At 71.6% G+C, this 26,514-nt stretch carries 24 protein-coding genes; 14 read left to right on the top strand and 10 right to left on the bottom strand.

The genetic code is table 11. From position 1 onward, the window contains the following. The first annotated feature begins 36 nt into the window (after positions 1-36). Positions 37-420 (top strand): VOC family protein, encoded by a 384-nt coding sequence (locus tag F6J84_RS14495; protein WP_396652337.1) that lies wholly within the window; start codon positions 37-39, stop codon positions 418-420. Between the two features lie 28 nt (positions 421-448). Here the strand turns inward: F6J84_RS14495 and F6J84_RS14490 are convergent, their stop codons facing one another. Then, positions 449-1,816: a glucose-6-phosphate dehydrogenase gene (locus F6J84_RS14490; protein ID WP_150974471.1), complete on the bottom strand. Its 1,368-nt coding sequence runs from the start codon at positions 1,814-1,816 to the stop codon at positions 449-451. Between the two features lie 75 nt (positions 1,817-1,891). On the opposite strand from F6J84_RS14490, the gene F6J84_RS14485 reads away from it, so the two are divergent. Continuing rightward, positions 1,892-3,691 (top strand): glycoside hydrolase family 15 protein, encoded by a 1,800-nt coding sequence (locus F6J84_RS14485; RefSeq protein ID WP_150974470.1) that lies wholly within the window; start codon positions 1,892-1,894, stop codon positions 3,689-3,691. Between the two features lie 107 nt (positions 3,692-3,798). Here F6J84_RS14485 and F6J84_RS14480 read toward each other — a convergent pair whose 3' ends face one another. The 5 genes from F6J84_RS14480 to F6J84_RS14460 form a co-directional block, all read right to left on the bottom strand. Further along, a complete protein-coding gene (locus F6J84_RS14480; protein ID WP_150974469.1) occupies positions 3,799-4,926 on the bottom strand; it encodes an ABC transporter permease in 1,128 nt (375 codons plus the stop codon). Beyond that, entirely contained in the window at positions 4,923-5,807 is an 885-nt protein-coding gene (locus F6J84_RS14475) for an ABC transporter ATP-binding protein (protein ID WP_150974468.1), read from the bottom strand. Before F6J84_RS14475 ends, F6J84_RS14480 begins: the two co-directional genes overlap by 4 nt. A 218-nt stretch (positions 5,808-6,025) precedes the next feature. Further along, entirely contained in the window at positions 6,026-6,814 is a 789-nt protein-coding gene (locus F6J84_RS14470; protein WP_150974467.1) for a response regulator, read from the bottom strand. Next, the gene (locus F6J84_RS14465; protein WP_150974466.1) at positions 6,811-8,046 is read right to left on the bottom strand and encodes a sensor histidine kinase; all 1,236 of its coding nucleotides are present in this window, start codon (positions 8,044-8,046) and stop codon (positions 6,811-6,813) included. Before F6J84_RS14465 ends, F6J84_RS14470 begins: the two co-directional genes overlap by 4 nt. A 198-nt stretch (positions 8,047-8,244) precedes the next feature. Next, the gene (locus tag F6J84_RS14460; protein ID WP_150974465.1) at positions 8,245-9,090 is read right to left on the bottom strand and encodes an exodeoxyribonuclease III; all 846 of its coding nucleotides are present in this window, start codon (positions 9,088-9,090) and stop codon (positions 8,245-8,247) included. 64 nt (positions 9,091-9,154) lie between these two features. On the opposite strand from F6J84_RS14460, the gene pyrE reads away from it, so the two are divergent. After that, the gene (gene pyrE, locus F6J84_RS14455) at positions 9,155-9,733 is read left to right on the top strand and encodes an orotate phosphoribosyltransferase (RefSeq protein ID WP_150892648.1); all 579 of its coding nucleotides are present in this window, start codon (positions 9,155-9,157) and stop codon (positions 9,731-9,733) included. A gap of 147 nt (positions 9,734-9,880) precedes the next feature. On the opposite strand, the gene F6J84_RS14450 is transcribed toward pyrE, so the two are convergent. Further along, a complete protein-coding gene (locus F6J84_RS14450) occupies positions 9,881-10,453 on the bottom strand; it encodes a YdeI/OmpD-associated family protein (protein ID WP_150974464.1) in 573 nt (190 codons plus the stop codon). A gap of 2 nt (positions 10,454-10,455) precedes the next feature. Further along, positions 10,456-11,265, bottom strand: a complete 810-nt coding sequence (locus tag F6J84_RS14445; RefSeq protein ID WP_150974463.1) for an HAD-IIA family hydrolase — start codon at positions 11,263-11,265, stop codon at positions 10,456-10,458. Positions 11,266-11,337: 72 nt separating this feature from the next. Between F6J84_RS14445 and F6J84_RS14440 the strand changes: the two genes are divergently transcribed. Further along, positions 11,338-12,315, top strand: a complete 978-nt coding sequence (locus F6J84_RS14440; protein ID WP_150974462.1) for an SDR family NAD(P)-dependent oxidoreductase — start codon at positions 11,338-11,340, stop codon at positions 12,313-12,315. Between the two features lie 9 nt (positions 12,316-12,324). Here F6J84_RS14440 and F6J84_RS14435 read toward each other — a convergent pair whose 3' ends face one another. Further along, positions 12,325-12,975: a metal-dependent transcriptional regulator gene (locus F6J84_RS14435; protein WP_150892644.1), complete on the bottom strand. Its 651-nt coding sequence runs from the start codon at positions 12,973-12,975 to the stop codon at positions 12,325-12,327. Between the two features lie 656 nt (positions 12,976-13,631). On the opposite strand from F6J84_RS14435, the gene F6J84_RS14430 reads away from it, so the two are divergent. Continuing rightward, entirely contained in the window at positions 13,632-14,324 is a 693-nt protein-coding gene (locus tag F6J84_RS14430) for a TrmH family RNA methyltransferase (protein WP_150974859.1), read from the top strand. A 146-nt stretch (positions 14,325-14,470) separates the two neighbouring features. On the opposite strand, the gene F6J84_RS14425 is transcribed toward F6J84_RS14430, so the two are convergent. Beyond that, complete coding sequence (locus F6J84_RS14425) at positions 14,471-15,793, bottom strand: MATE family efflux transporter (RefSeq protein ID WP_150974461.1); 1,323 nt, start codon at positions 15,791-15,793, stop codon at positions 14,471-14,473. Positions 15,794-15,872: 79 nt separating this feature from the next. Between F6J84_RS14425 and F6J84_RS14420 the strand changes: the two genes are divergently transcribed. The 9 genes from F6J84_RS14420 to F6J84_RS14380 all read left to right on the top strand — a co-directional run bounded on the left by F6J84_RS14420 (position 15,873) and on the right by F6J84_RS14380 (position 26,512). Next, positions 15,873-17,837 carry a M13 family metallopeptidase gene (locus F6J84_RS14420; protein WP_150974460.1) on the top strand — a complete coding sequence of 655 codons (1,965 nt, stop codon included), beginning with the start codon at positions 15,873-15,875 and terminating at the stop codon, positions 17,835-17,837. Positions 17,838-17,914: 77 nt separating this feature from the next. Continuing rightward, a complete protein-coding gene (locus F6J84_RS14415; protein ID WP_150974459.1) occupies positions 17,915-18,832 on the top strand; it encodes a serine hydrolase in 918 nt (305 codons plus the stop codon). Positions 18,833-19,211: 379 nt separating this feature from the next. Continuing rightward, positions 19,212-20,114 (top strand): transporter substrate-binding domain-containing protein, encoded by a 903-nt coding sequence (locus F6J84_RS14410; protein WP_150974458.1) that lies wholly within the window; start codon positions 19,212-19,214, stop codon positions 20,112-20,114. Between the two features lie 19 nt (positions 20,115-20,133). After that, positions 20,134-21,045: an amino acid ABC transporter permease gene (locus tag F6J84_RS14405; protein WP_202980458.1), complete on the top strand. Its 912-nt coding sequence runs from the start codon at positions 20,134-20,136 to the stop codon at positions 21,043-21,045. After that, positions 21,042-21,842: an amino acid ABC transporter ATP-binding protein gene (locus tag F6J84_RS14400; protein ID WP_275094017.1), complete on the top strand. Its 801-nt coding sequence runs from the start codon at positions 21,042-21,044 to the stop codon at positions 21,840-21,842. The genes F6J84_RS14405 and F6J84_RS14400 overlap by 4 nt, the downstream gene beginning before the upstream one ends. Next, positions 21,839-22,972 (top strand): CapA family protein, encoded by a 1,134-nt coding sequence (locus tag F6J84_RS14395; protein ID WP_150974457.1) that lies wholly within the window; start codon positions 21,839-21,841, stop codon positions 22,970-22,972. Before F6J84_RS14400 ends, F6J84_RS14395 begins: the two co-directional genes overlap by 4 nt. Next, entirely contained in the window at positions 22,969-24,213 is a 1,245-nt protein-coding gene (locus tag F6J84_RS14390) for a CaiB/BaiF CoA transferase family protein (protein ID WP_150974456.1), read from the top strand. The genes F6J84_RS14395 and F6J84_RS14390 overlap by 4 nt, the downstream gene beginning before the upstream one ends. Continuing rightward, positions 24,210-25,265, top strand: a complete 1,056-nt coding sequence (locus F6J84_RS14385) for a 2-hydroxyacyl-CoA dehydratase family protein (RefSeq protein WP_150974455.1) — start codon at positions 24,210-24,212, stop codon at positions 25,263-25,265. Before F6J84_RS14390 ends, F6J84_RS14385 begins: the two co-directional genes overlap by 4 nt. Then, the gene (locus F6J84_RS14380) at positions 25,262-26,512 is read left to right on the top strand and encodes a 2-hydroxyacyl-CoA dehydratase family protein (RefSeq protein ID WP_150974454.1); all 1,251 of its coding nucleotides are present in this window, start codon (positions 25,262-25,264) and stop codon (positions 26,510-26,512) included. Before F6J84_RS14385 ends, F6J84_RS14380 begins: the two co-directional genes overlap by 4 nt. Positions 26,513-26,514: the final 2 nt, after the last annotated feature.

Below are 26,514 nucleotides of genomic sequence, written 5' to 3'. Positions count from 1 at the left end.
AGGATGCTGAGACGCAATCGACCCGAGGAGGGCTCCGTGTTCACTGCCACCGCCGCATTCAGCGGGTTCAGCGTCGACGACACCGCCGCGGCGCGGACGTTCTACGGCGACGTCCTCGGCATGGAGACCACCGACAACCCCATGGGGTTCCTCGAGCTCGTGCTCGGGTCCGGGGCGCGGGTGCTGGTGTACGAGAAGCCCGGGCACGTCCCGGCCGAGTACACCGTGCTCAACTTCCCGGTGCTCGACATCGACGACGCCGTCGACGACCTGCGGGCGCGCGGCGTGGAGACCAAGATCTACCCGGACAGCGAGTTCCGCTCCGACGAGCGCGGGATCGTGCGCGGCGCAGGCCACGGTCCGGACATCGCCTGGTTCCGGGATCCCGCGGGCAACATCCTGGCCGTGCTGCAGACCTGATCGGCCGGCAGCTCCCGCGGCGATCCGCTCAGGGCAGCTCGGGCCATCCCTCCGGGCCGTCGGAGCCTGCGGCGTACTCGTCCAGGGGGACGTCGCCGCGCCGCCACGTGTCCAGGACCGGCTGCACGATGCGCCAGCACTGCTCCGCCGCGTCGCCGCGCACGGACAGGGCGGCGTCCCCGTCGAGGATGCCGGCGAGCACCTCGGCATAGGCGCGCAGCGAGCCGGCGCCCAGCGACGCCTCCACCGACCGGCGCTCCAGCGCGAAGGGATCCTCCCCGCCGTTGACGTTGAGCTCGAGGCTCATCGCATCGGGGCCGAGGGAGAAGCGCAGGCGGGAGCCCGGCGCGGCGCCGGTGAACCCGGCCGGAAGGTGGCGCACGGGGCGGAAGGTGAGCACGATCTCCCTGCAGGGCCGGCCGATCGCCTTGCCCGAGCGGAGGGTGATGGGCACGCCGGACCACCGTGCCGTGCGGACCTCGAAGGTCGCCTCGGCGAGTGTCTCGGTGCGCCGCGACGGATCGACGCCCGGCTCGTCCGTGTAGGCGGGCACCTCCTCGCCGTTGATCCGCCCCGCCGTGTAGCGGGCCCGCCGGGCGGAGCGCACGGCGTTGTCGTCCCAGAGGGCGGTGGCCCGCAGGACCGCCGCCGTGGCGTCGCGCAGATCCGTCTCGTCGAGCGTGGCGGGCGCCTCCATCGCGACGACCGCCATGACCTGCAGCAGGTGGCTCTGGATCATGTCGACGAGTGCGCCGGTGGCGTCGTAGTACCCCGCGCGGTCCTCGAGCGCGAGCGACTCGTCGTAGCGGATGACGATGGATTCGATGTGATCGGCCGACCAGATCGGCTCGAACAGCCGGTTCGCGAATCGCAGACCCAGGATGTTCAGCACCGTGGACTGTCCCAGGAAGTGATCGACCCGGAAGATGCGCTCCTCCGGGACGAGGGAGCGCAGCACCGCGTTGAGCTCGGCGGCGCTCGCGGCATCCGTCCCGAACGGCTTCTCGAGGACCAGCAGGGTGTCGTCGCCGAGGTCCTCCGGGGTGAGCTGCTCGCACGCGCGCTGGGTCACCTGCGGCGGGACGGCGAAGTAGAGGACGGTCCGCCCGTCGATCTCCCCGAGCAGACGCGTGACGTCGGTGCCCACGGTCGGGTCCGTCTGCCGGTACACGGTCGACTTCGCCATGGCGGAGACGGCATCCGACCGCTCGTCGCCGAAAGCCTTGCGCACCTGCGCGCGCCAGGCGGCGTCGGTCAACTCTCCCCGGCCGGCCCCGATCAGGCGCACCGATCGCGCCGGCTCGCGATCCACCAGCTCGGCCAAGGCGGGCAGGAGGAGCCGTGCCGCGAGATCGCCCGTCCCGCCGAAGATCACGAGGGTGGTGTCGTCCGTCATCGCAGCCACGTTAGTGCCGTCGGTTCCCGTCGTCGCCTACGGCGGGGAGGGTTGACATCAGGGCATGATCGGACCGTGAGCCACGCCATCGAGGACTACGCGATCCTCAGCAACTGCCGCACCGCCGCGCTCGTGTCCCGGGACGGCAGCGTGGACTGGTTCTGCGCGCCGCGCTTCGACTCCGCCTCCGTCTTCGGCGCCCTCCTCGGCGACACCGAGCAGGGGTCGTGGCACCTCCGCCCCCGTGATCGGACCGCCCGCGTCACCCGGCGATACGACGGCGACACCTTCGTGCTCGTGACGCGCTGGGAGACGGCCTCGGGTATCGCCGAGGTGCACGACGTGCTGCCGATGGACGGGGGCCGGGTGGATCTCGTGCGCCGGATCATCGGGGTGTCCGGGGAGGTGGAGTTCACGACCCACCTGCGCGTCCGGTTCGACTACGCCCGCGCTCTGCCGTGGATGCGGCAGATCGGCGACGAGACCGGACCGGCGCTCCTCGCGGCCGCCGGTCCGGATGCACTCGTCGTCCGCGGGGTGCAGCTCGGCCCCCACGGGCACGCGCACCGGGGCCGGGTCACGGTGGCCGCCGGCGCGCACGTCGACCTGGTCGCCACCTGGTTCCCGTCCTACGCGCCCGTCCCGGAGCCGTGCGACGTCGATGCCGCGCTCGCGGAGACCCGGGCCTGGTGGATGGACTGGGCGGCCGACATCGACCACTCCGGGCCACGGCGCGAGGAGGTCGTGCGCTCGCTGCTGGTGCTGCGGGCGCTCACGCACGAGGAGACCGGCGGGATCGTGGCGGCGGTGACCACCTCGCTCCCGGAGCAGTTCGGCGGCGCGCGGAACTGGGACTACCGCTACGTGTGGTTGCGGGATGCCGCACTCACCCTGGAGATCCTCGTGTCGCACGGCTTCCTGGGCGTCGCGGAGCGCTGGCGGCAGTGGCTGCTCCGGGCGCTCGCCGGTGACCCGGCGCAGATGCAGATCATGTACGGGATCGCCGGGGAGCGGGACCTCGACGAGCGGGTCATCCGCAGCCTGCCGGGATACCAGGGTGCGGCACCGGTCCGGATCGGCAACGGCGCAGTCGGGCAGTACCAGGCCGACGTCGTGGGGGAGGTGATGGTGGCGCTGGAGGCTTCACGCATCGCCGGGCTCCCCGGGGACTCGTTCAGCTGGTCGTTGCAGCGGGTCCTGCTGGAGGGGGTCGAGGGGAACATCGAGCGGGCCGACAACGGCATCTGGGAGATCCGCGGCGACCTGCAGATGTTCACGCAGTCCCGGGCGATGATGTGGGCGGCGTTCGACCGGGGCGTGCGAGCGGCCGAGGAGTTCGGGCTCGACGGACCGGTGGAGCGGTGGCGGATGCTGCGGGACCGGCTGCGGGACGAGATCGACACCCGCGGGGTGGACCCGGAGGGCGGCTACTTCACGCAGCACTACGGATCGCGGGAGGTCGACGCTTCCCTGCTCCTGCTCGCCCAGGTGGGGTTCTGCGGATACGACGACCCGCGGATGCTGGCGACGGTCGCGGAGATCGAGCGGACCCTGATGACGACGGGCCTCGTGGCGCGGTACCGCACGGAGTCGGGGATCGACGGTCTGGCCGGTGCGGAGCATCCGTTCCTGGCGTGCACGTTCTGGCTCGTGGAGCAGCTGGCGTGCTCGGGGCGGCCGGCGGACGCGCACGCCCTCATGGACCGCGTCTGCGCCACCCGCAACGACGTGGGCCTGCTGTCCGAGGAGTACGACGTGGCGAACGCCCGGCAGGCGGGCAACACCCCGCAAGCGCTGTCGCATCTCGCGCTGGTGCGGGCGGCGGACGCCCTGGGCGGCCACGGCGGACGCGCCGCGCACCGTCGCCGGGTCTGACCCCGCTTCTCCGCGAGACTGCACGCACGCCACGAGATGGACCCTGGCGAGGTCCGTCTCGTGGTTGCGCTGCAGTCTCGCGGGTGGAGGGTGGCCCGCCGCGGCGGTCAGTTCCGGGCGAGGGCCTCCGCGAGCTTCACCCGGGCGCCCATCCGCAGCAGCGAGCGGGAGTAGATCCGGGCGCCGACGAGGATGGCGCCGGCACAGGTGAGGATCAGCACCACCAGCGACACCAGCGGCTCCCACCACATCGCCTCACCGAGGTAGAGGCGCAGCGGCATCCCGACCGGGGCCGAGAACGGCACGTACGACATGATCGTCAGCACGAGCGGGTTGTCGTTGAAGAAGATCACCAGGAAGTACGGGAGCATGATGAGCGTCGTCAGCGGCGCCGTGCTCGTGCCGATGTCCTCCTGGCGCGACACCATCGCGCCGGCCGCGGCGAACAGCGAGGCGAGCAGGATGAACCCGAACAGGAAGAACACCGCGAACCACACGAGCGGCTGACCGAGACCGGTGAGTACCAGGTCCTGACCCGTCACCGTGAGGCCCACGACCGCGATCGCCGCCAGGACGAGGATCTGCGCCATGGCCAGGATGGTGTTGCCGATGACCTTGCCGGCCAGCAGTGCCCGCACCGGGACGGCGGAGATGAGCAGCTCCACCACGCGCGTCTGCTTCTCCTCGACCACGGACTGGGCGATCGTGCCGCCGAAGGTCGAGGCGGCGAGCAGGAACACGATGCCGAAGCCCAGGGCGACGAAGTACCGCAGCAGGAAGTCGGTGCTCGAGGGATCCAGCAGGTGCACGGGCGGGGACTGGCTGAGCAGCGACATCAGCCCCGAGGGCAGGTCCTCGTTCGCCACGATCGTGTAGTCGAATGCGGGGGATGCGGGCGCGGTCGCGCCGGGGACGTCCTCCGAGCGGATCAGCGCGGCACTGACCGTGCCGTCCTCCACGAGGGTGATGGCGGAGGCGGGGGAGTCCGCATCCGTGACCTCCAGGCCGCCGACGCCCTGCACGACCGAGGCGGTCGCGGGCGTGACGGCGACCTTGATGCCCCCCGCAGAGTTGGCGGCGAAGCCGCCCCAGACGACCGCGGCGAGCGCGATGACGAACAGGATGATGGTCGAGACGACGAAGGCCTTGCTGCGCAGACGCGAGCCGATCTCGCGTTCGGCGACCAGCCACACGCTCTGCGCGGTGGAGGGCGCGGCGGGGATGCGGGTGTTCATCGGATGACCTCCCGGAAGATCTGGGCGAGCGAGGGATGCTGCGGGGTGAAGCTGTCCACGTCGCCGGACGCGACGGCGTGCTGGAGGACGCGGTGGGCGACGCCCACCTCGGCCACGTCGAACCGGGCGTGGCCGCCGGCGAACTCGACGACCTCGACGCCCGGCTCGTCACGGAGCCAGCCGAGGTCGCCGGAGGTGACGATCTCGTAGCGGGGGGTCGAGTAGCGCTCGCGCAGCTCGGCACGGGAGCCCGCGGCCCGGATGGTTCCGCCGGCGATGATGACGAGGTCGTCGCACAGGCGCTCGACGACGTCGAGCTGGTGCGAGGAGAAGAGCACCGCGGCACCCTGGGCGGCGCGTTCCTGCAGGACCCCGGCGACCACGTCGACCGCCATCGGGTCGAGTCCGGAGAACGGCTCGTCGAGGATGAGGACCTCGGGGTCGTGCACCAGGGCTGCGGCGATCTGGGCGCGCTGCTGGTTGCCGAGCGACAGCGTCTCGACCGTGTCGTCGAGACGCTCGCCGAGACCGAGCCGCTCGAGCAGTGCGTGCGCGTTCGCGGTCGCCTCGGCCTTCCCGTAGCCGTGCAGGCGGGCGAGGTACGCGATCTGCTCGCCGACCTTCATCTTCGGGTAGAGCCCGCGCTCCTCCGGCATGTAGCCGAAGCGGCGCCGGTCCTCCGAGGTGACGGGTGATCCGTTCAGCTCCACGGTCCCGGCATCCGCTGACAGCACGCCCAGGGCGATGCGCATCGTCGTGGTCTTGCCGGCGCCGTTCCCGCCGACGAAGCCGGTCAGCCGGCCGTCCGCGACGGTGAAGCCGACGTCGTCGAGCACACGGCGGTCGCCGAAGCTTTTGGTCACCCCTGCGAGGTGCAGCATGGTTCCTCCTTGGTCGATGCTTCGACGCTACGGGTCCGCCCCCTCCCGCCACCTCCCCCGGGGAGCGGATTCCGCTCCTCCCCCCGCGGGGGGATGGCGCGGCCGCATCCGCCCGGTTCCCGCGTGCACAACGGCACGGACCCGCCCCGGCGCGCCGGGCGGGCGCCCGCCGGGGCGGGGTGTCGGGGCCGATCCCCGCCGTTGTGCGTCCCTGGCGCTCAGGCGAGGTGGTGGCGGTGGGCGAGGACGACGGCCTGCACGCGGTCCCGGGCGCCGAGCTTCTGCAGCACGTTCGAGACGTGGGTCTTCACGGTCGCCTCGCCGATGAACAGCCGCGCCGCGATCTCGCCGTTGGAGAGGGCATCGGCCATGAGGCGCAGCACCTCCGCTTCACGCTCGGTGAGCCCGGGATCGCCCGGCCACGGACGCGCGGCATCCACCGCCGTGGAGATCCCGCCGCCCGCGGGGCCGCCGGCCACCCCGGTGACCCCCGCCCCCGCCGGACCCGCGGCGCTCCCGGTGGCCCCGGTGGCCCCGGCAGCCCCGCCCGGTACGATCGCGCGGGCGGATGCGGCATCCCCCGCGGCGAAGCGGGCGATCACCCGCCGGGTGACCTCGGGGGCGAGCAGGGCGTCGCCCGCCGCCAGCACGCGGATCGCCCCGACGAGCTCCTCCGGGCCCGCGTTCTTCAGCAGGAACCCGCTCGCGCCGGCCTCGAGCGCGGCGAAGAGATAGTCGTCCCGGTCGAAGGTGGTCACCACGAGGACGGCACCGGACGCCTCGGGATCCGCGACGATGCGCCGGGTGGCCTCCAGCCCGTCCATGTCCGGCATCTGCACGTCCATGCAGATGACGTCCGGATGCAGCTCGCGCGCCTGCTCGACCGCCTCCGCACCCGTCGCCGCCTCCCCGACGACCTCCATGTCGCCGGCGGCCCGCAGGATCGTGCGGAACCCGGCCCGCATCATGGCGTGGTCGTCCACCAGGAGGACGCGGATGCCGCTCATGCCGGCACCTCCGCGCCCAGCGGGATCCGCACCCGCACGAGGTACCCGCCGCCGGAACGGGGCACCAGCTCCAGCGATCCCCCCGATGCGGCGGCGCGCTCCCGCATCCCGATCAGGCCCATGCCGGGCTTCGGGTCGCGCACCGGACGCCCGGTGTTGGAGACCTCGAGCTCGACCTCCTCGCCGTCGTAGCGCAGCCGCACATCCGCGGTGGCACCCGGTCCGCCGTGCCGGCGGGCGTTGGTCAGAGCCTCCTGGGCTATCCGGTACAGGTTCACCTGCGCCGTCTCGGGGACGTCCGTGGGCGTGCCGATGATGCGGAAGTCCGTGCGGAGACCCGCGGATGCCGCCTCGCGCACGAGATCCGGGATGCCCGCCAGCCCCACCGTCGTGGGGGCGGTGTCCGGCGCGTCGGGGGAGGTGCGCAGCGTCTCCAGGAGGTGGCGCAGTTCGCTCAGCGCCGACCGCGCGGAGTCCTCGACCTGGGCGAGGGTCGCGCTCGCGGCATCCGGGTCGTCCCGCAGGATCGTTCGCGCGACGCCGGCCTGCACGCCCATCAGGGAGACGTGGTGGGCGACGACGTCGTGCAGCTCCCGTGCGATGCGCACGCGTTCCAGGGCGACCGCCTGCGCCCCCGTGATCTCGCGCTCGTGCTCCAGCTCCGCGGTGCGTTCCTCGAGGGCCCGGCGCTGCTGGGCGGCCGCCCACGTGCGCTCGCCGAAGTAGTAGGCGCCGCCGAAGTACAGCGCGTTGAGCAGGATGTTGAGGATCATGTACGCGACGTACGGCGAGAACGCCCCGACGCGGGAGAGGCCCTCGTCGGTGGGCTGGGTCGCGTCGACGAACATGACGATCAGCAGCCAGGCGAACATCCCCACGATGATCGCGGCGCGCACGAGGGAGGCGCGGCGGCGCTGCGGCGACCACGCGCCCACCGTGTAGAACGTGATGAACATCGCGATGTTGCCGGCGTAGATCTCCGGGACGCGGAGGGTGACGGCGAGGAAGTAGGCGAGCGCGACGATCACGGCGACGGTCGCCGGCCATCTGCGGCGGAACGCGAGCGGGACCGAGAGGACGAAGGCGTACAGGACGGCGAGCGGCATGCCCGCCTCCTCCCCGCCGTAGATGCCGGACACGGAGGAGAGCGTGGCGCTCACGAGCGCGCCGATGAGCATCGCCGCGGCGAGCAGGACGTCGGCGCGTTGCTGGGTGGGGGAGAGCGGCAGCATCCCTCCACGGTAGGGGCGGGATGCTGCCGCGGCATCCCCCGGGAGACGGAGAACGCGCCGCATCACTTGCTCTCGACGAGCATGCGTCACTTCATGCTGGAGGGGAGCCGGCGCTGCTCGACCGTTTCGCCCCGACCTTCCGCATCCCGGGTGCCCGCGGTGCCCGCCCCCGCCCGCGCGTAGGACTGCCCGGCGGGATCAGCCGAAGATCATGGGTCGGTCGTCGTCGTCATCCGGTCCGGAAAGATCCAGGTCGACGACCACCGGGACGTGGTCGCTGGGGATCTCGCCCTTGCGCTCGTTGCGGTGGATCTCGGCGCCCGTCACGGCGTCGGCCACGGTGTGCGAGCCGAGGATGAAGTCGATGCGCAGGCCCTCGTTGCGGGGGAACCGCAGCTGTTTGTAGTCCCAGTACGTGTATCCGGTGGGCACGAGCGGGCGCACGACGTCCTGGAGCCCCGCGGCTTCGAGCGCCCGGAACGCCTCGCGCTCGGGCGGGGAGACATGGGTCGTCACGCCCTCGATGACGGTCGGGTCGCCGTTGTCGGCATCCGTCGGCGCGATGTTGAAGTCGCCGACGAGGGCGAGCGGCAGGTCGGGCTGCGCGGCGAGCGAGGACCGCGTGTACTCGGTGAGGGCCGATAGCCAGTCCAGCTTGTAGAGGTAGTGCGGGTCTGTGAGGCTGCGTCCGTTGGGCACGTAGAGGCTCCACACCTTCACGCCGCCGATCGTCGCGCCGATCGCGCGCGCCTCCTGCGGCACGTCGGGACCTTCGACGCCCTTGAGGAACCCGGGCATCCCCGGGAAGGCGAGCTCCACGTCCTCGATCGGCTCACGGCTGGCGATCGCCACGCCGTTCCACTGGTTCAGCCCGTGTGCGACGACGTGATAGCCGGCGTCCTCGAACGGGGCGTAGGGGAACTGCTCCGGCTTGCATTTGATCTCCTGCATGGCCAGCACGTCGATGTGCTCGCGCACCGCGAACTCGACGGTACGCACGACGCGTGCACGGATGGAGTTGACGTTCCAGGTGGCCAGACGCATGCCACCAAGCCTAGGGCTCGGGGTGGACACGGACGGTGCCGCGCTCGCCCGTAAACTCGGGGGTGTGACCGCCGCATCCACTCCGGAACTCGAAGCCGACCGCCAGGCCCTCATCGGCCTCATCACCGACGAGGCGGTGTTCCACGGCGACTTCACCCTCTCGAGCGGCAAGAAGGCGACGTACTACGTCGACATGCGCAAGCTCACCCTCGACCACCGCGCGGCACCGGCCATCGGCCGCATCATGCTGGACCTCGTCGGCCGCGTCGACGGCATCGTCGCCGTAGGCGGGCTCACCCTCGGCGCCGACCCGATCGCCAACGCGATCATGCACGAATCCGTGCGTGCCGGCACGCCGCTGGACGCGTTCGTGGTGCGGAAGGAACCCAAGGACCACGGCCGGGGCCGCCAGATCGAGGGCGCGGATGTCGCGGGCAAGCGCGTCGTGGTCGTGGAGGACACGTCCACCACCGGCCAGTCCGCGCTGAAGGCCGTCGAAGCGCTGCGCCGCGAGGGCGCCGAGCCCGTCGCCGTCGCCGTGATCGTCGACCGCAGGACCGGGGCGCAGGCCGCGGTCGAGGCGGAGGGCCTGCAGTGGCTGGCCGCGATCGACCTCGACGACCTGGGGCTCGCCCCGCAGTAGGCCGCTCTGCGGGCGTGGCGGGGCTCAGTCGTCGTCGTCGCGGCGCCGGGAACGGACGTACTGCACGAGGAATGCCACGAGCGTGCCGCTCAGCACCACGGCCGACACCAGCAGCATCAGGGTGCGGTCATCCATGTGCGCTCCTCCTCACGGGCGTCTGCCCGCCGCCGCATCCGCCACGATCCGCGCGATCCGCGCGGTGCGCGTCTCCGGCCGCTTCGCCATCGCGATCTGCGTGAGACCCATCTTCCGGGCGGATGCGGGGAACGCGTCCCACTGGGACCGCGCGGAGGGCACCGCATCCAGCGCTGCCGTCAGCTCGGCCGGTTCGATGCCCGCTTCGGGGCCGTCCAGCACGGTCCACATCCCACTCGCCTTGGCCGCGGCGATGACGCGTCGGCCGGCATCCGTCATCTCGCCCGACATCTCGAGTTCGAGGATGCGGGCCTTGTTCGTCGCGGCCCAGCCGCTGCCCGGCCGTCGCGGCGCGTACCACTGGCCCAGGGTGTGCTCGTCCATCGGGCGCAGGGTGCCGTCCACCCAGCCGAAGCAGAGCGCCTGACGCACCGCGTCCTCGTACCCGATGAGCGGGCGGACGACCCCCGCCCGCGGCCGCAGCAGCCAGACGCCCGTGGACCGGGTGTGGTTCTCCTGCAGCCAGGCCCGCCAGGCCGCCGCATCCGGCAGCGCGAGGCGTTCCGCGTCATCCGGGGCGGCCATGCTCAGAGACCTTCGGGCATCTCGGATTCGAGAGGATCGCGGGAGAGGAGATCGGCCACCGAGGCGACGATCTCGTCGGGCCGGAACGGATAGCGGACGATCTCGTTGTCGTCGCTGATGCCGGTGAGCACGAGCACCGTGTGGAGCCCCGCCTCGATGCCCGCGACGATGTCGGTGTCCATCCGGTCGCCGATCATCCCGGTCGTCTCGGAGTGCGCGCCGATGCGGTTGAGCGCCGAACGGAACATCATCGGGTTCGGTTTCCCGACGACGTACGGCTGCATGCCGGTCGCCTTGGTGATCAGCGCCGTGATGGCGCCGGTCGCGGGCACGACCCCATCCGGCGACGGGCCGGTCGGGTCCGGGTTCGTCGCGATGAAGCGGGCGCCGTGGGTGATGAGGCGGATCGCCTTCGTGATCGCCTCGAAGGAGTAGTTGCGGGTCTCGCCGACCACGACGTAGTCCGGGTTCGTCTCGGTGAGGGTGAATCCGGCTTCGTGCAGAGCCGTCGTCAGCCCGGCCTCGCCGATCACGAACGCGGAGCCGCCCGGTGCCTGGCCGCGCAGGAACTGCGCCGTCGCGAGGGCCGACGTCCAGATCGACTCCTCCGGAACGACGAGCCCGGAGGCGCGCAGCCGCGCGCTCAGATCGCGCGGCGTGAAGATGGAGTTGTTCGTCAGCACCAGGAACGGCGTGGCCTGGGACTGCCACTGCTGGAGCAGTTCCGCAGCACCCGGGATGGGCCGATTCTCGTGCACGAGCACGCCGTCCATGTCGGTGAGCCAGCACTCGATGTCGTCCCGCGTCCGCATGGCCTCAGCCTACGGCTCGGGATACCGTCACCGGGGTCCGCGGCGTGCACGGGCCGGGCTAGTCTCGTCCCTGTGAGCGCGCGCGCCGCGGACTGGGATCCGCGTCAACTCCCGGACCTGCACGGCCGGACGTACCTCGTGACGGGTTCGAACGCGGGGCTCGGGTTCTTCTCGAGCGAGCAGCTCGTGCGCGCCGGTGCCCACGTGATCATGACCGGGCGCCACCCCAACCGGCTCGCCGGGGCGCGGGCGGCGCTGCAGGCGCGGATCGAGGCGGAGACGGATGCGGGCGCGGCGACCCGGGGCGGCACCGCCGAGACCCTGCTGCTGGACACGAGCAACCTGGGCTCGGTACGCGCTGCGGCGGCGACGGTCCGTCAGCGCGGCCGCCTCGACGGACTGCTGCTGAACGCCGGCATCGTGCACCCGCCCCGTTCCCGCGAGACCACGCGCGACGGCAACGAGGTCGTGCTCGCCACCAACGCACTCGGTCACTTCGCGCTCGCCGGCGCCCTGCTCTCGACCCTCGCCGCGCGACGCGGGCGGATGGTGTGGCTCGGCAGCATGTCGACGTCGATGTGGGCGTACGACCCCACCGACCCGCAATTGGTCTCCGGCTACACCCCCTGGCGGGCCTACGTGCAGTCCAAGGTGGTCTGCACGGCAGTCGGGCTCGAGGCCGACCGGCGTCTGCGCGCGAACCGTGTCCCCGTCACGAGCGTGGTGGCCCACCCGGGCTACTCGACCAGCGGCCGGACCCGCGGCATCCGGGGCGTGAACGAGCCGTCCCGGCTGGGCAGGTTCGTCGACAACCTGCAGGCGCCGATCACGCAGTCCAAGGAGTACGGGGCGTGGTCGCTCGTGCGCGCCCTCGTGGACCCGACGGTCGAAGGCGGGCAGCTCTGGGGGCCGAGCGCCATCGTGCGCGGCGAACCGCGGCCGGCGAGCCCGGGCAAGCTCGTCCGGGACCCCGCCGTGGGGGAACGGCTCTGGATGATGTGCGAGAACGCCACGCGGATGCGGTGGCCGTTCGAGTCCGCGCGTCGCTGAGCGGGCGGGTCAGGCCGAGAGCCAGATCGCGTCGTGCGCGTCGCGCGGGAGCACCACCGGCTCGGTGTCGAAGCGGACGGTCGGCGCGGTGCCGGCGGACGCGAGGACGGTGGTGACGCGGCCGACGTCGACTCCGAGCCGTTCCAGCTCCCGGAGCAGGCCCGGGTCGCGGTCGCTCACCCGGAGCACCCGTCCGACGTGACCGGGGGTCGCCTGGCCGAGCATCACGAACGGGACCCGGTCGGTGTGGCCGGCCGCATCCGGGATGGCGTCGCCGTGCGGATCGAAGCGCGGCCGTCCGAGGCGCTCGTCGATCCGGTCGAGCAGGCGGTCGCTCAGGGCGTGCTCGAGGACTTCCGCCTCGTCGTGCACCTCGTCCCAGGTGTAGCCGTACTCCTGCACGAGCCAGGTCTCCACCAGGCGGTGCCGGCGGACGATCGCCGCCGCGCGACGGCGGCCTTCCTCGGTCAGGGTGATGGGCCCGTAGCGCCGGTGGTCGACGAGTCCGGACGCGGCCAGCTTCTGCACCATCTCGGTCACGCTCGAGGGGGCGAGGCCGAGCTGCTGGGCGAGCTGCGACGGGGTGATCCGCTCGTCCTGCCACTCGGTGTGCTGGTAGACGACCTTCAGGTAGTCGTCGACAGCGGGGGAGGAGGGCACGGATCAAGGGTACCCGCCGGTCTGTCCGGCCCCGAGGGCGTGCCCCGTTCCCTGTGTGCCCCCGTTCCCCGTGCCCCCGTCCGCTGCTGTCCCTCCGCCGTTCCGTGTGCCCGTCCGCTGCTGTCCCTCCGCCGTTCCGGGGCGCCCGACCAGCCCGGCACAACTCCTGCAGAAGAACCCGGGTCGGGGCCACCGGGGGCCGATGGGGTGGTGGTGCAGGAGTTGTGCTGACGGACCCGGGCACCGCGGATGTCCCGCCACGCCCGTGCGTCGGTCGGCTGAGGTCGGTGGCCGTCGTCGGCAGCCTCCGTGGCTGGTGCCCTATGGTGGCCCCAGCCCGGCACACAACTCCTGCAGATGGGCTTGTTCGGTTGCCGTCGGTGACTCCTGTGGCGGTTGTGCAGGAGTAGTGCTCGACGGAACGGAACGGAACGGAGCTGTGCTGACGGACGTGGGCGCCGTGGCCCCGCGGCTGACCCTCCCCTCGGGCCGAGGCTGCCAACCCGGACCGGAGGCTCCGCCGACCCGCCGACCCGCCGACCCGGGACCGGAGACCGCGCCGCCGAGGCCGCCCTACCCCCGCCGCCGGGGCGGGGCGCGGATACGCTGGATCGGTGACCGGGAACGACGCGACACCCCCTCCGTCCGCGACCTCGTTGGCCGCGGACGCGGCCGTCGATGCCGGTGCCGAACACCCGGACGCGGCCGTCGAGCCCGGTGCGGAGCTCGCGGACGCGGACACCGCGCCCGCGCACGGTGTCGGTCCCTGGCCGGGCGGTCCCGAAGCGTGGCCGGACGACCCGCACTACGACCCCGAGCTCCTGGCGAACGGGGACACTCGCAACGTCGTGGACCCTTATCGCTACTGGCGGATGGAGGCCATCGTCGCGGATCTCGACGCGCATCGGCATCCGTTCCATGTGGCGATCGAGAACTGGCAGCACGACCTGAACATCGGCTCCATAGTGCGCAGCGCCAACGCCTTCGGTGCCGCGGCTGTGCACATCATCGGCCGCCGACGCTGGAACCGACGCGGGGCGATGGTGACCGATCGCTACCAGCACGTGCTGCACCATCCGGATGTCGAGACGTTCACGGCGTGGGCGCGGGCGGAGGACATCCCGGTCCTCGCCGTCGACAACGTGCCCGGCTCCGTTCCGGTGGACCGGGCCGATCTCCCCCAGCGGTGCGTACTGCTGTTCGGTCAGGAAGGGCCGGGTCTCTCGCCCGAGGCGCTCGCGGTGGCAGCCGGCCACGTCCAGATCACGCAGTACGGCTCGACCCGGTCCATCAACGCCGCCGCCGCCGCGGCGGTGGTGATGTACGAGTGGTGCCGGCGCTGGGCCTGAACGGCGTCCCCCCGGTCACCCCTCGGTAACCATCCACCACCGGCAACGCACCGCCGCCATCCACCACGGCGACGCACCGCCGCCATCCACCACCGGCGACGCACCGCCGCCATCCGCCACGGCGACGCACCTCCGCGTACTCCGGGCTACGCGCCCGCGGTCATCCACCGTGCGCCGCGCACCCGCCAGCCGAGGGTGACCAGCCGCGCCGCCATGTAGACGCCGAAGAACGTCACGGCGAGCCACGCCAGGCCCGCCGAACCCGTTGCACCCGCCCAGAGCACGATCAGCAGGGCCGGCACGAACGGGACGAGATTGGCCACGCCGGCGAGTGCGAGATACCGCGCATCACCCGCGCCGATCAGCACGCCGTCGAGCACGAAGACCACCCCGCACATGGGCTGGGCGACCGCCAGCACCAGCAGGGCGGGTTGGATGAGGGCGGCGATGGCCGGATCCGAGGTGAAGACCAGGCCGATCACGCCCGACGAGGCCGCGATGCCGGCGCCCACCAGCACGCCGAACCAGACCCCCCACGCCACGGTGCGCCCGAGCACCCGACGCGCGAGCGCGGTGTCGCCCGCGCCGAGCCCTTTGCCCACGAGCGCCTGGGCGGCGATGGCGAGGGCGTCCAGCGCGAACGCCGCCGTGGAGAAGAGGGTGAAGGCGACCTGCCACCCGGCGAGTTCCTCGGTGCCGAGAGCGGTCGCGGCGGCAACGGTCGCCAGCAGCGCCCCCCGCAGGGACACGGTGCGCAGGAACATCCACCCGCCCGCACGGGCCGTGCTCGACATCGTGTCGCGACGCAGTCCGACCGCGGCCGAGTGCCGGCGCGCCAGCCGGCCGACGACGGCCACGTACGCCGCGACCATGCCCCACTGGGCGGCGACCGTCCCGGCGGCGGACCCGGCGATCCCCCAGCCGAAGCCGTAGATGAAGAGGGCGTTCAGCAGGGCGTTCATCGCGAACCCCACGCCCGCGATCCAGAGCGGGGTCACGGTGTCCTGCATGCCGCGCAGCAGCCCGGTCGCCGCGAACACGATCAGCATGGCCGGCAGGCCCCACATCGAGATGCCGAGGTACGTCTCGGCATCCGCGGACACGGCGGGATCCGCGCCGAACAGACCCACCAACCCCGGGGTGGCGAAATAACCGAGGACGGCGAGGACGAAACCGAGGCCGAGGGCCAGCCACATCCCGTCGATGCCGGCGGAGACCGCGCTGCCGTGCTGACCGGCACCGAACCGGCGCGCGACGGCCGGGGTCGTGGAGTAGGCGAGGAAGACCATCAGCCCGACGATCGTCTGCAGCACCGCTCCCGCGATGCCGAGTGCCGCCAGCGGCACGACGCCGAGATGGCCGACGAGCGCCGCGTCGACGATCAGGAAGAGCGGTTCGGCCACGAGCGCACCGAGCGCGGGGACGGCGAGGGCGAGGATCTGCCGGTTCAGGGTTGCGGGGGATGCCACGGCCACCCCCCGACTCTATTCACCCCTCCCCGCACGCGCGGTGGAGACGGTACTCAGGACCGAGGCATATTCTGTCGCCATGACCGAATCCCCCCGCGCCGGTCTCGCGCTCGACGAACTGAGTGCCGAGATCCGTCCCCAGGACGACCTCTACCGCTACGTCAACGGCGAATGGATCGACCGGACGGAGATCCCCGAGGACAAGGCCCGCTGGGGGTCGTTCCACCTTCTCGCCGAGCAGGCGGAGAAGGACGTGCGCGCCATCATCGAGGAGTCCCGCACCGCCGAGCCCGGCACCGAGGCACGCAAGATCGGCGACCTGTTCACGAGCTTCCTCGACACCGATCTGATCGAGAAGCTGGGACGCGAGCCGCTCGGCGACCAGCTCGACCGTGTCGACACGGTCACCGACATCCCCTCGTTCCTCCGACTGGTCGGCGAGCTCGAGCGTGACGGCGTGGGCGGCATCATCGACCTCTACGTCGAGCCCGATCCCGGCAACCCGCAGCGTTACGTGCCGTTCTTCGTGCAGTCCGGCCTCTCGATGCCCGATGAGAGCTACTACCGCTTGGACGGCTTCGAGGAGACGCGGACCGCTTTCCGCGGCCACATCGAGCGGATCCTCGATCTCGCCGGTGTCCCGGATGCGGGCGCCGCCGCCGACCGCATCATCGCACTCGAGACCGAACTGTCCGCGCATCACTGGGACAACGTCCGCAGTCGCGACGCGGTGGCCACCTACAACCTGAAGACCTGGGACGAGGTGGTCGGCCTCACGGGCGTCGACCTGCAGCCCTGGCTGGAGGGCGTCGCGCCGAATCACGCCGATGCCTTCACCGAGGTCGTCGTCTCCCAGCCGAGCTTCCTGGAGGGCCTGGGTGCCGCGCTGGGCGAGGACCGCCTCGACGACTGGAAGGCGTGGCTGCGGTTCAAGATCGTGCACGCTGCGGCGGCCTTCCTCTCGGACGCCTTCGTCGAGGAGAACTTCTCGTTCTACGGCACCCAGCTCACCGGCGTGCCGGTCAACCGCGAACGCTGGAAGCGCGGCGTCAGCCTCGTGGAGGCGGCGCTCGGCGAGGCCGTCGGCAAGGTCTACGTGGAACGGCACTACCCGCCGACCGCGAAGGCGGCGATGGACGAGCTGGTCGCGAACCTCATCGAGGCCTACCGCCAGTCGATCTCGTCGCTCGAGTGGATGAGCCCGGAGACGCGCGAGCGGGCGCTGGCCAAGCTCGACGCCTTCACCCCCAAGATCGGTTACCCGGTGCGGTGGAAGGACTACTCGGGTCTCGAACTCGACGCCACGGACCTCGTCGGCAACGTCCGCCGCGCGCACGTGCACGAGCACGACCGTCAGCTCGGCAAGGTGGGTCAGCCGATCGACCGCGACGAGTGGTACATGACGCCGCAGACGGTGAACGCGTACTACAACCCGCTGATGAACGAGATCGTGTTCCCGGCCGCCATCCTGCAGTACCCGTTCTTCGACGCGGAGCGGGATGCGGCGGCGAACTACGGCGGCATCGGTGCGGTCATCGGTCACGAGATCGGGCACGGCTTCGACGACCAGGGCAGCCGTTTCGACGGCGACGGATCCCTGCGGGACTGGTGGACGGATGCCGATCGCACCGCCTTCGAGGAGCGCACGGCCAGCCTCATCGCCCAGTTCGACGCGCTGGTGCCGCGCGGGCTCGGTGAGGAGAACCACGTCAACGGTGCGCTCACGATCGGCGAGAACATCGGCGACCTGGGCGGGCTCGGCATCGCCATCCGGGCGTACCGGCTCTCGCTCGGCGACGAGGAGTCTCCGGAGATCGACGGCTTCAGCGGCATCCAGCGGCTGTTCCTGAGCTGGGCGCAGATCTGGCAGCAGAAGAGCCGGGATGCGGAGACCATCCGGCTGCTGACGATCGACCCGCACTCGCCGAACGAGTTCCGGTGCAACCAGATCGTGCGCAACATCGACGCCTTCTACGAGGCCTTCGACGTGACCGGTTCGGACGGCCTCTGGCTGGACCAGGACCAGCGCGTCACCATCTGGTAACCCGCCCCGAGGGGCGACGGGCATGCGTCGCCGTCGCGGGCTCCGAGCCGGTCCGAGGAAGAGGAAGGACAGCGACCGTGGCCATCCAGCCCGATCCCCCGCGGGGGACGGACGCCCGGGACACCCGGCGCCGGTCGAAGTCGCTGCCGCGGCGCGCTGCGGCGGGCAGGCGCTCGTTCACGTCCACGCTGAAGGCGCTGCGGTCCCTGGCGGAGTCGGGAGCACAGGTCTCGGTCCGTATCGACGACCTGGACCGGGGCGGCTCGGTGCTGGTGGGCGACGACTACCTGAGCCTGCCCATCGCCGGTCTCGGCGTGGTGCCGCTGCTGGTCGAGGTCGCCGCGCGGTTCGACGAAGGCACTCTCGACCCGCTCGAGATCGTGGACCGGTCCACCCTCGAGCCGGTGCATGTCGGCGGTATCTGGCAGCACCTGAAGGCCCCCGCGCTTCCGCTGGTCGACATCGCGGTGCTCGCCGCATCCAGCGGTGACGCCCTCGCCGCCAACGCCCTGCTGGCACGCGTGGGGCTCCCCGCCGTCCGGGCGCGCGCGGAGCGACTGGGCCTGACCCGTTCCGCGCTCATGGACAGCTTCCGGGACCACCGGGGGCCGGATGATGCGCCGCACGTGGCGCTGGGGTCGGCGCGGGAGTACGCGCAGCTGTTCGCGGCGCTGGTGAACTCCTCGGCCGTGAACCCGGCCGTCAGCGCTCAGGTCGCAGAGTGGCTGAGTCGTAACCAGGACCTCTCGCTGGTCGGGTCGGCCACCGGTCTCGATCCCTTCGCGCACGACGACGATCAGCACGGACTCCTCTTCATCAACAAGACGGGCCGGGCCTTCGGCATCCGCACCGAGGCGGGTGTGCTGGCGGGCCCGCGCGCGGGCGTCGCCTACGCGCTGTTCGTGTGCTTCGACGACCTGTCGGTGATCCACCGGCTCCGCGCGCACGAGGCCTTCCGCGTGCTCGGCGTCGAGCTGATGGAATACGTCTACTGACCTGACCCGCCGCCGTTGGCCCCGCCCGGGCGGTCCCCCCTCGGCCGGGTCCCGCCCGGCCCTGTGGCGCTGTTTTCCCGCGAGACTGCACGCCCCGCACGAGACCGACCGTGCCACGCGCAGTCTCGTGGTTTGCCTGCAGTCTCGCGGGGAGAACGGCGGCGGAACCCGGGCGGGCGGGATGCCGGAACCCGGGCATGAGGGAGGGCGGGGGCCCGGGGCGGAGCCGACAGGGGCGGTGGAACCCGGGCGCAGGCGACCCCGCGCGGGAACCGCGGGTCCGGGGAAACGAATCGTTGACCTTCACGAATATCAAGATTTATGATATTTCTTGACTGGTCCCGCCCGGGTCCCGACCTCACAACGATGTGGAGAAGCCATGCGAGCAAAGTTCGCTCTCATCCCGCTGGTGGCTGCGGCCCTGGCCCTCGCCGGATGCGCCGCGTCCGGGGGCGAGACCCCTGCCGAACCTACCGACAGTGCCCCGACCGGCGCGGACGCGCCGCTGTACGACCTCCTTCCCGACGACATCAAGGAGGCGGGCGTCATCACGATGGCGGGCGACACGCACCCGCCGTACCGCACCATCGAGTCGGACGGCGCGTTCACCGGAATCGACCCCGACCTCCAGGCGGCGCTGTCCGCGCAGCTGGGCGTGCCCTTCGAGATGGCCACGTCGTCCGGCCTCGACGCCATGCTCACCGGCATGCTGTCCGGACGGTACGACGGATTCAACGGCCCCGTGCGCGCCACCCCCGAGCGGGAGGCCGACTTCGACGCCATCGTCTGGATGACGACGCGCACGAGCTACGTGTACCCGGCCGACAAGGAGAAGGACTTCCCCGACAGCGAGGCCGTGTGCGGCAAGCGCGTCGCCGGCGTCCAGGGCTCCGTCGTCGAGACGCAGCTCGAACGACTCAACGAATGGTGCGTCGCGGAGGGCCTCGACCCGGCCGAGCTCATCGGTCTCGAGGACACCAACTCCACCGTGCTCGCGATGAACTCCGGCCGCGCCGACCTGGTCGGAACGACCCAGGCCTCGGCCATCGACCTCATCGCCACGCAGGCAGGCAAGTACGGGTACGTCATGCAGACCGACGAGCAGGGCGCGGGCGTCGACCAGCTCGCGATGTTCCTGCCGAAGGGATCCGGGCTCGCCGAACCGATGATGGCGGCGTTCGAGGCCATCTTCGAGGACGGTCAGTACGGGGAGATCATGGCGGCCTACGGCATCGAGGAAGCATCCGTCGACAAGCCCGTCCTGAACCCGTACACCGGCTGAGCCGGACGAGGAGCACACCGTGACCATCCCCATCCTCACGTCGCCCAGAAGTGGCGAGGTGGACGTCGCCGATGCCCGTCCCCGGTTCCGACCGTGGCGGTGGGTGGTCGGTGTGCTCCTCGCGCTGGTCGTCGTCCAGCTGACCATCTTCTTCGTCACCAACCCGCGGTTCGAGTGGAACGTGGTGGCGGAGTACCTCTTCGCCCCGAGCGTGCTGATGGGGCTGCTGGTGTCCCTGATGCTGACGGCGGTCGGCATGATCCTGGGCTCGCTGCTCGGCACGGCCCTCGCCGCCGGCCAGCTGTCGGACTTCGCGCCGGTGCGCTGGGCGTGCGTCGTGTTCGTCGGGGTGTTCCGCGGCGTCCCCCCGCTCGTCCAGCTGATCTTCTGGTACAACCTCGCGTACCTGCTGCCGAAGATCGCCGTGGGGGTGCCCTTCGGGCCGGAACTGTTCGCCTGGAACACCAACGACGTGATCACGCCGTTGACCGCCGCGATCATCGGGCTGTCGCTGCACGAGGCGGCCTACATGGCGGAGATCATCCGTGCCGGGATCTCCTCCGTGGACCAGGGGCAGCGGGATGCGGCGAAGGCCATGGGGTTCTCGCCGTGGCACACGTTCACCCGGGTCGTCCTCCCGCAGGCGATGCGCGTGATCATCCCGCCCACCGGTTCGCAGGTGATCGCGCTCCTGAAGGGCACGTCGCTCGTCAGCGTGATCGCCATGGGCGACCTGCTGCACTCCGTGCAGGTCATCTACAACCGCACCTACGAGGTGGTCCCGATGCTCATCGTCGCCGTCATCTGGTACCTCGTCGTCGTCACGCTGCTGACCCTCGTGCAGCGTCGCGTCGAGGCCCGCTTCAACCGAGGTCTGTCGCGGGAGACGCGCGTCCGGAAGACCGTGCAGCGACTGGAGGTCGCCGAGTGAGCGCCGAACGAACAGCCATCCCCGTGCTCGAGGTCGTCGGCCTGAGGAAATCCTTCGGAGACAACCCCGCTCTCGACGGCGTCGACTTCCGGGTGGAGGACTCCGAGGTCGTGGCGGTCCTCGGCCCCTCCGGCTCCGGCAAGTCCACCCTCGTCCGCTGCATCGACCAGCTGGAGTCGATCGACGGCGGGTCGATGTACCTGGACGGAGAGCTGCTCGGCTACGAGCGGCACAACGGCCACGTCCGGCCGCTGCGCGACGCCGACGTCCAGCGTCAGCGCCGCCGGATGGGGATGGTGTTCCAGCAGTTCAACCTGTTCCCGCACTGGACGGTGCTGCGCAACATCACCGAGGCGCCCATCGCCGTGCACGGCGTCGCGCCCGCCGAGGCGAAGAAACGCGCCCTGGAGCTGCTGGACCGGGTGGGGCTCGCCGACAAGGCCGACGCGCACCCCCGTCAGCTCTCCGGTGGGCAGCAGCAGCGCGTGGCGATCGCCCGCGCCGTCGCGGCCCGGCCGCGCGTGCTGCTGTTCGACGAGCCCACGAGCTCGCTCGATCCGGAGCTCGTCGACGAGGTCCTGCACGTGATGAAGGACCTCGCCACCAGCGGCATGACGATGGTCGTGGTCACCCATGAGATGGACTTCGCCCGCGGCGTCGCCGACCGATGCGTGTTCATGGCGGAGGGCAAGGTGATCGAGGACCGCCCGGCACAGGAGTTCTTCGCGGCTCCGCGCTCGACCAGGCTGAAGGCGTTCCTGACCCGCTCCTCGCAGGCGGAGACGTCTGCGCCATGATCACTCTGCTCGCGACCGGCGACCTCGTCCTCGAGACGCCGGATGCCACTGCATTGCTCGCCGCGGCCGCACCGGTACTCGCCGAGGGCGACCTGGTGGTCGGACACCTCGAGGTCCCGCACGTACGCACGGCGCGGGTGCTGACGACGGATGTCCCCGCCCTCCCGGCGCCGCCGAGCGCGCTGGATGCGGTCGCCGCCGCGGGATTCGACGTGCTGACCCTCGCGGGGAACCACATCTACGACTTCGGGCCGGAGGGCATCGCGGAGACGCAGCGGCACTGCGCCGACCGTGGCATGCTGACCGCGGGTGCGGGGGTGGACCTCGACGCGGCGCTGGCGCCGGCCATCGTGGACCGCGGCGGGCGGCGGATCGCCGTGCTCAGCATCAACTGCGTCGGCCCCCGCGACTCGTGGGCGACGTCGCTGAAGCCGGGCGCCGCGTACATCGAGGTCGTCACGCACTACGAACCCCGCGGCGCCAACCCCGGCGGACCGCCGCGGATCTTCACCTTCGCCGAACCGCGCTCGCTGGCACGGGTGGTCGAGGTCGTGCACGAGACCGCGGCGGAAGGCGCCGTCGTCGTCGTCGCCCTGCACAAGGGTCTCGTGCATGTACCGGTCGAGATCGCCGACTACGAGATCGAGATCGCGCACGCGATGATCGATGCCGGCGCGCACGTCGTGATCGGGCATCACGCGCACATCCTGAAGGGCGTCGAGGTGTACCGTGACCGTCCGATCTTCCACGGTCTCGGGAACTTCGCGACCGTCACGAAGGCGTTGTCCGCCAGGCCCGGGGATGCCGCCGAACGGGCGGGTTGGGCACGTGAGCGGGTGCGCCTGTTCGGGTTCGTGCCCGACCCGGAGACGCCCGACTACCCGTTCCATCCGGAGAGCCGGAACACGGCGATCGCCCGGGTCGAGGTGGCGGCCGACGGTTCTGTGCGCGCCTCGCTCATCCCCTGCGAGATCGACCGCGACGCGCGCCCGGCGCCCACCGGCGCCGGCGAACGCGGGGACCGGGTCGCCGACTACATCCGTCGGATCACCGCCGAGGCGGGCTTCGACACCGAATTCGACTGGCAGGGCGACCGTCTCACGGTCGCAAGGAAGGAAGTGGCGTCGTGAGCGAAGCCAAAGGACCCCTCGAGGGAAAGACGGTGCTCGATCTGACCACCGCGCTGGCGGGCCCCTACGCCACGCTGCTGCTGGCGGGCCTCGGCGCACGGGTGATCAAGATCGAGAACCCGTCCCGGGGCGGGGACTCCTCGCGCAACAACTCCCCGTACGTCACGGCGGACGGGCTCAGCATGCTGCGCACCTCGGCGGACGACATGTCGGTGTCCATGATGGTGCGCGGCCGCAACAAGGAGAGCATCACGCTGAACCTGAAGCACCCGCGCAGCCGCGAGGTCTTCCTCGATCTCGCCCGCGAGGCGGACATCATCGTGGAGAACTACAGCGCGGGCGTCACCGCCCGGCTCGGGATCGACTACGCGGCCGTCCGTGAGGTGAACCCGGCGCTGGTCTACACCTCCATCAGCGGGTTCGGGGCGCAGGGCGTCGAGGGCGACGGCAAGGCGATGGACACCATCATCCAGGCGCTCAGCGGAGTGATGATGACCGCCGGCGAACCCGGCGACGCCCCCGTGCGGTTCGGTCTGCCGGTGGGCGATCTGGTCGCTCCGCTGTTCGCGGTGATCGGCACGCTCTCCGCCGTCATCCACGCGAATGCGACGGGCGAGGGGCAGCACGTCGACGTGTCGATGCTCGGCAGCCTCACCTCCCTCGTCGCCTGCGAACCGTTCGACGCGCTCGAATCCGTCGGGATCCCGCTGCGCACGGGTGCCGTCGTGCCGCGCCTCGCGCCGTTCGGCACCTTCCGTGCCGTGGACGGCTGGTTCGCCATCTGCGCGCCCACCGATGCGTTCGCCGGGGGCCTCCTGCGTGCGCTCGGACGGGAGGACCTGGTCGACGACGAACGCTACGCGACCCGCGACGCCCGCGTCCGGAACGCCGATGAACTGCACGGGCGCATCCAGGAGTGGGCCGCCCGCAAGCCGCTGTCCGAGGTGCTGGCCGCGCTCAGCGGCAACGGCGTTCCCGCGGCGCCCGTGCGGGACACCGCGGAAGCGGTGCGCGACGAGCTGGTCCTCGCCCGCAAGGAGGTCGTCCCCCTCATCCACCCGCAGTTCGGGTTCGTCGAGGGGCTCTACGGGAGCGGGCTGCCGGTGATGTTCTCCCGCAGTCGCACCGACCTGTCGCGTCCCGCGCCCGGTCTCGGTGAGCAGACCGAGGACGTGCTCTCCGAGATGCTCGGGTACGACGACGCCACGATCGGGGGCCTCCGCGGCGAGGGAGTGCTGTGAGACCCGCACCGACGATCGGGATCGTCGGCAACGACGTCCCGCGTCAGCTCGTCTCCGCGGCCGGAGCCGTGCCACGTCGCCTGACCGGCAGCTGGTCGGGCCCGATCGGCGCCGAGGCGGCCGCGCACCTCGGCGCCGTCGACCCGGTCACGGCCCGCATCCTGACCGAACTCCTGGGGCCGGACGCCCCTGCGCTCGACGCGATCGTGGTGTGCAACGACTCGCAGGCGCACCTGCGGCTCTTCTACGTCCTGCGGATGCTGGGCGACCGAGGGATCCCGCCGGTCCACCTCGTCGATCTGCCCCGCCAAGAGGACGCCGCCACCCGGCGTTTCGCGCAGGTCCAGTTCACCCGGCTGGCCGAGTTCTGCTCCCGCGTCACCGGGGTCCAGCCGGGCTCCTCCGCCTGGCGGCGTGCCGCAGCGGGCGAACGGGCCGTCGGCGACGCGCTCACGCGCCTGCGCGGGCGCCGACGCGCGCAGCCGGCGGGCACCGTCTCCGGCACCGCCGCCCTGCAGGCGCTGCTCACTGCTGCGAGCGTAGCGCCGGAGGACGCCGTCCTCGCGCTCGACGCCGCGGAGGAAGAGCCGGATGCCGCATCCCTCCGCGTTCACGTCACCGGCAGCAATCATCCCGACACCGCGCTCTACGTCGCGCTGGAACGGCAGGGCGTCACCGTGGTGAGCGAGGACCATGACACCGGGGACCTGTCCTGGCTGGGCGTCGCGGTGGACGGCGACGACCTCGCCACCGTCACGCAGGGCCTCGTCGCCGCGCACTTCCGGCGGTCGAGCGGCTCCGCCGTCTCGACCATCGCCGAACGTGCCTCGCTCTGCCGCACGAGCGCCGAGACGGCCGGTGCGCAGGGCGTCCTGGCGCTCGTCCGCGCGGGCGACGAGGCCCCGTTGTGGGATCTGGCCGCCTCCGCCACCGTGCTGGGCGCGGCGGGGATGCCGCTCGTCCGACGCCGCGGGCTCACCCCGGAGAACGTCGAGGCCGCGCTCGCGGACATCGCGGCCGAACTGCGTACCCGAGGAGGGGAACCGGCATGACCGACGGTCGACTCGACAGCGCCGTCGCCGCGACGGCCTACCAGCGGGAGTGGTTCCAGGGCCTCCGGGAGGCCACCGCGGGCGGCGCGCCGCTCGCCTTCGTCAACGCCGACGCCCCGCACGAGATCCTGCGGGCCATGGGGATCCCCTACGTCGTGAACCAGTGGTGGGCGTCCGTGATCGCGGCCAAGCGGATGGGGCCGGCGAGCCTCGCCCGGCTCGTCGCCGCGGGCCTGCCGGACGACAGTCGCCAGTACGACGCGCTCGCGCTCGGGGCGCAGGACCTGCCGTCCGAGGAGGCGCCGTGGGGCGGGCTGCCCGAGCCGTCGTTCGCGATCGCCGAACGCGGTGGCGACGTCACGCACAAGATCTTCGAGCTCTGGGGGCGCCGGCCTGCGACGGACACGTATCTGCTGTCCCGCACCGCCGCCGATCCCGCCCCGGCCGGCTGGTGGGCGGACGTCGAGCATCGGTGGGAGGACGTCTTCGGCGCGGACCGGATCGACCTGCTCACCGCCGAGATCCACGGTCTCATCGGCTGGCTCGAAGAACGCACCGGCAGGGTGCTGGATCATGACCGCCTCGCGGAGGTGATGGCGCTCGGTAACGAGCAGGCGGCCTGGAACCGACGGACGCGGGACATGCTGGCCGCCGCCCGCCCGGCGCCCGTGGCCGTGACCGACTCCATCCCGAGCGTCATGGTCCCGCAGTGGCACCGCGGCTCCGCCTGGGCGGTGTCCGCCGCCCGGCGGCTGCACGACGAGGTGGCGGAGCGGATCGAGCGGGGGGATGCGGTGCATCCGGACGAGCGACGCCGGCTGATGTGGATCGGCCGCGGGCTCTGGTCGGACCTCGAGATGTACCGCTCCTTCCAGGAGGAGTTCGGTGCGGTCTTCGTCTGGTCGATGTATCTGGCGATCGCCGCCGACGGGTACGCCCGATACGGCGAGGATCCGGTGCGGACGCTCGCCGCGCGGTTCGTGGGCCTCACCGACCTGCTCTACGTGCCGCCCATGTCCTCGAGCTGGTACGTGAAGGAGGCCCTCGCGCACGGCGTCGACGGCGTCGTGCACCTGGTCGCCGACGACACCCCCGGCGCGTCCTTCATCACCGCCGCGCTCGAGGAGCGCGGGATCCCGGTGCTGGAGATCAGGGCGAACAACGCGGATTCCCGGTCGACGCAGAACGCCAGGGTGGGGGAGCGGATCGCCGGTTTCCTGCGTACGCGCGTGCCGGCCCGCGGCTGACC

This window comes from Microbacterium caowuchunii (assembly GCF_008727755.1).
Classification (GTDB): domain Bacteria; phylum Actinomycetota; class Actinomycetes; order Actinomycetales; family Microbacteriaceae; genus Microbacterium; species Microbacterium caowuchunii.
This window is presented reverse-complemented; position numbering and strand designations above follow the sequence as displayed.

Bases quoted from the DNA above. Each gene is read 5' to 3' on its own strand.
- F6J84_RS14490 (WP_150974471.1), bottom strand. From the start codon at position 1,816: ATGACGGACGACACCACCCTCGTGATCTTCGGCGGGACGGGCGATCTC.
- F6J84_RS14480 (WP_150974469.1), bottom strand. From the start codon at position 4,926: ATGAACACCCGCATCCCCGCCGCGCCCTCCACCGCGCAGAGCGTGTGG.
- F6J84_RS14475 (WP_150974468.1), bottom strand. From the start codon at position 5,807: ATGCTGCACCTCGCAGGGGTGACCAAAAGCTTCGGCGACCGCCGTGTG.
- F6J84_RS14470 (WP_150974467.1), bottom strand. From the start codon at position 6,814: ATGAGCGGCATCCGCGTCCTCCTGGTGGACGACCACGCCATGATGCGG.
- F6J84_RS14465 (WP_150974466.1), bottom strand. From the start codon at position 8,046: ATGCTGCCGCTCTCCCCCACCCAGCAACGCGCCGACGTCCTGCTCGCC.
- F6J84_RS14460 (WP_150974465.1), bottom strand. From the start codon at position 9,090: ATGCGTCTGGCCACCTGGAACGTCAACTCCATCCGTGCACGCGTCGTG.
- F6J84_RS14450 (WP_150974464.1), bottom strand. From the start codon at position 10,453: ATGGCCGCCCCGGATGACGCGGAACGCCTCGCGCTGCCGGATGCGGCG.
- F6J84_RS14445 (WP_150974463.1), bottom strand. From the start codon at position 11,265: ATGCGGACGCGGGACGACATCGAGTGCTGGCTCACCGACATGGACGGC.
- F6J84_RS14420 (WP_150974460.1), top strand. From the start codon at position 15,873: ATGACCGAATCCCCCCGCGCCGGTCTCGCGCTCGACGAACTGAGTGCC.
- F6J84_RS14410 (WP_150974458.1), top strand. From the start codon at position 19,212: ATGCGAGCAAAGTTCGCTCTCATCCCGCTGGTGGCTGCGGCCCTGGCC.
- F6J84_RS14395 (WP_150974457.1), top strand. From the start codon at position 21,839: ATGATCACTCTGCTCGCGACCGGCGACCTCGTCCTCGAGACGCCGGAT.
- F6J84_RS14380 (WP_150974454.1), top strand. From the start codon at position 25,262: ATGACCGACGGTCGACTCGACAGCGCCGTCGCCGCGACGGCCTACCAG.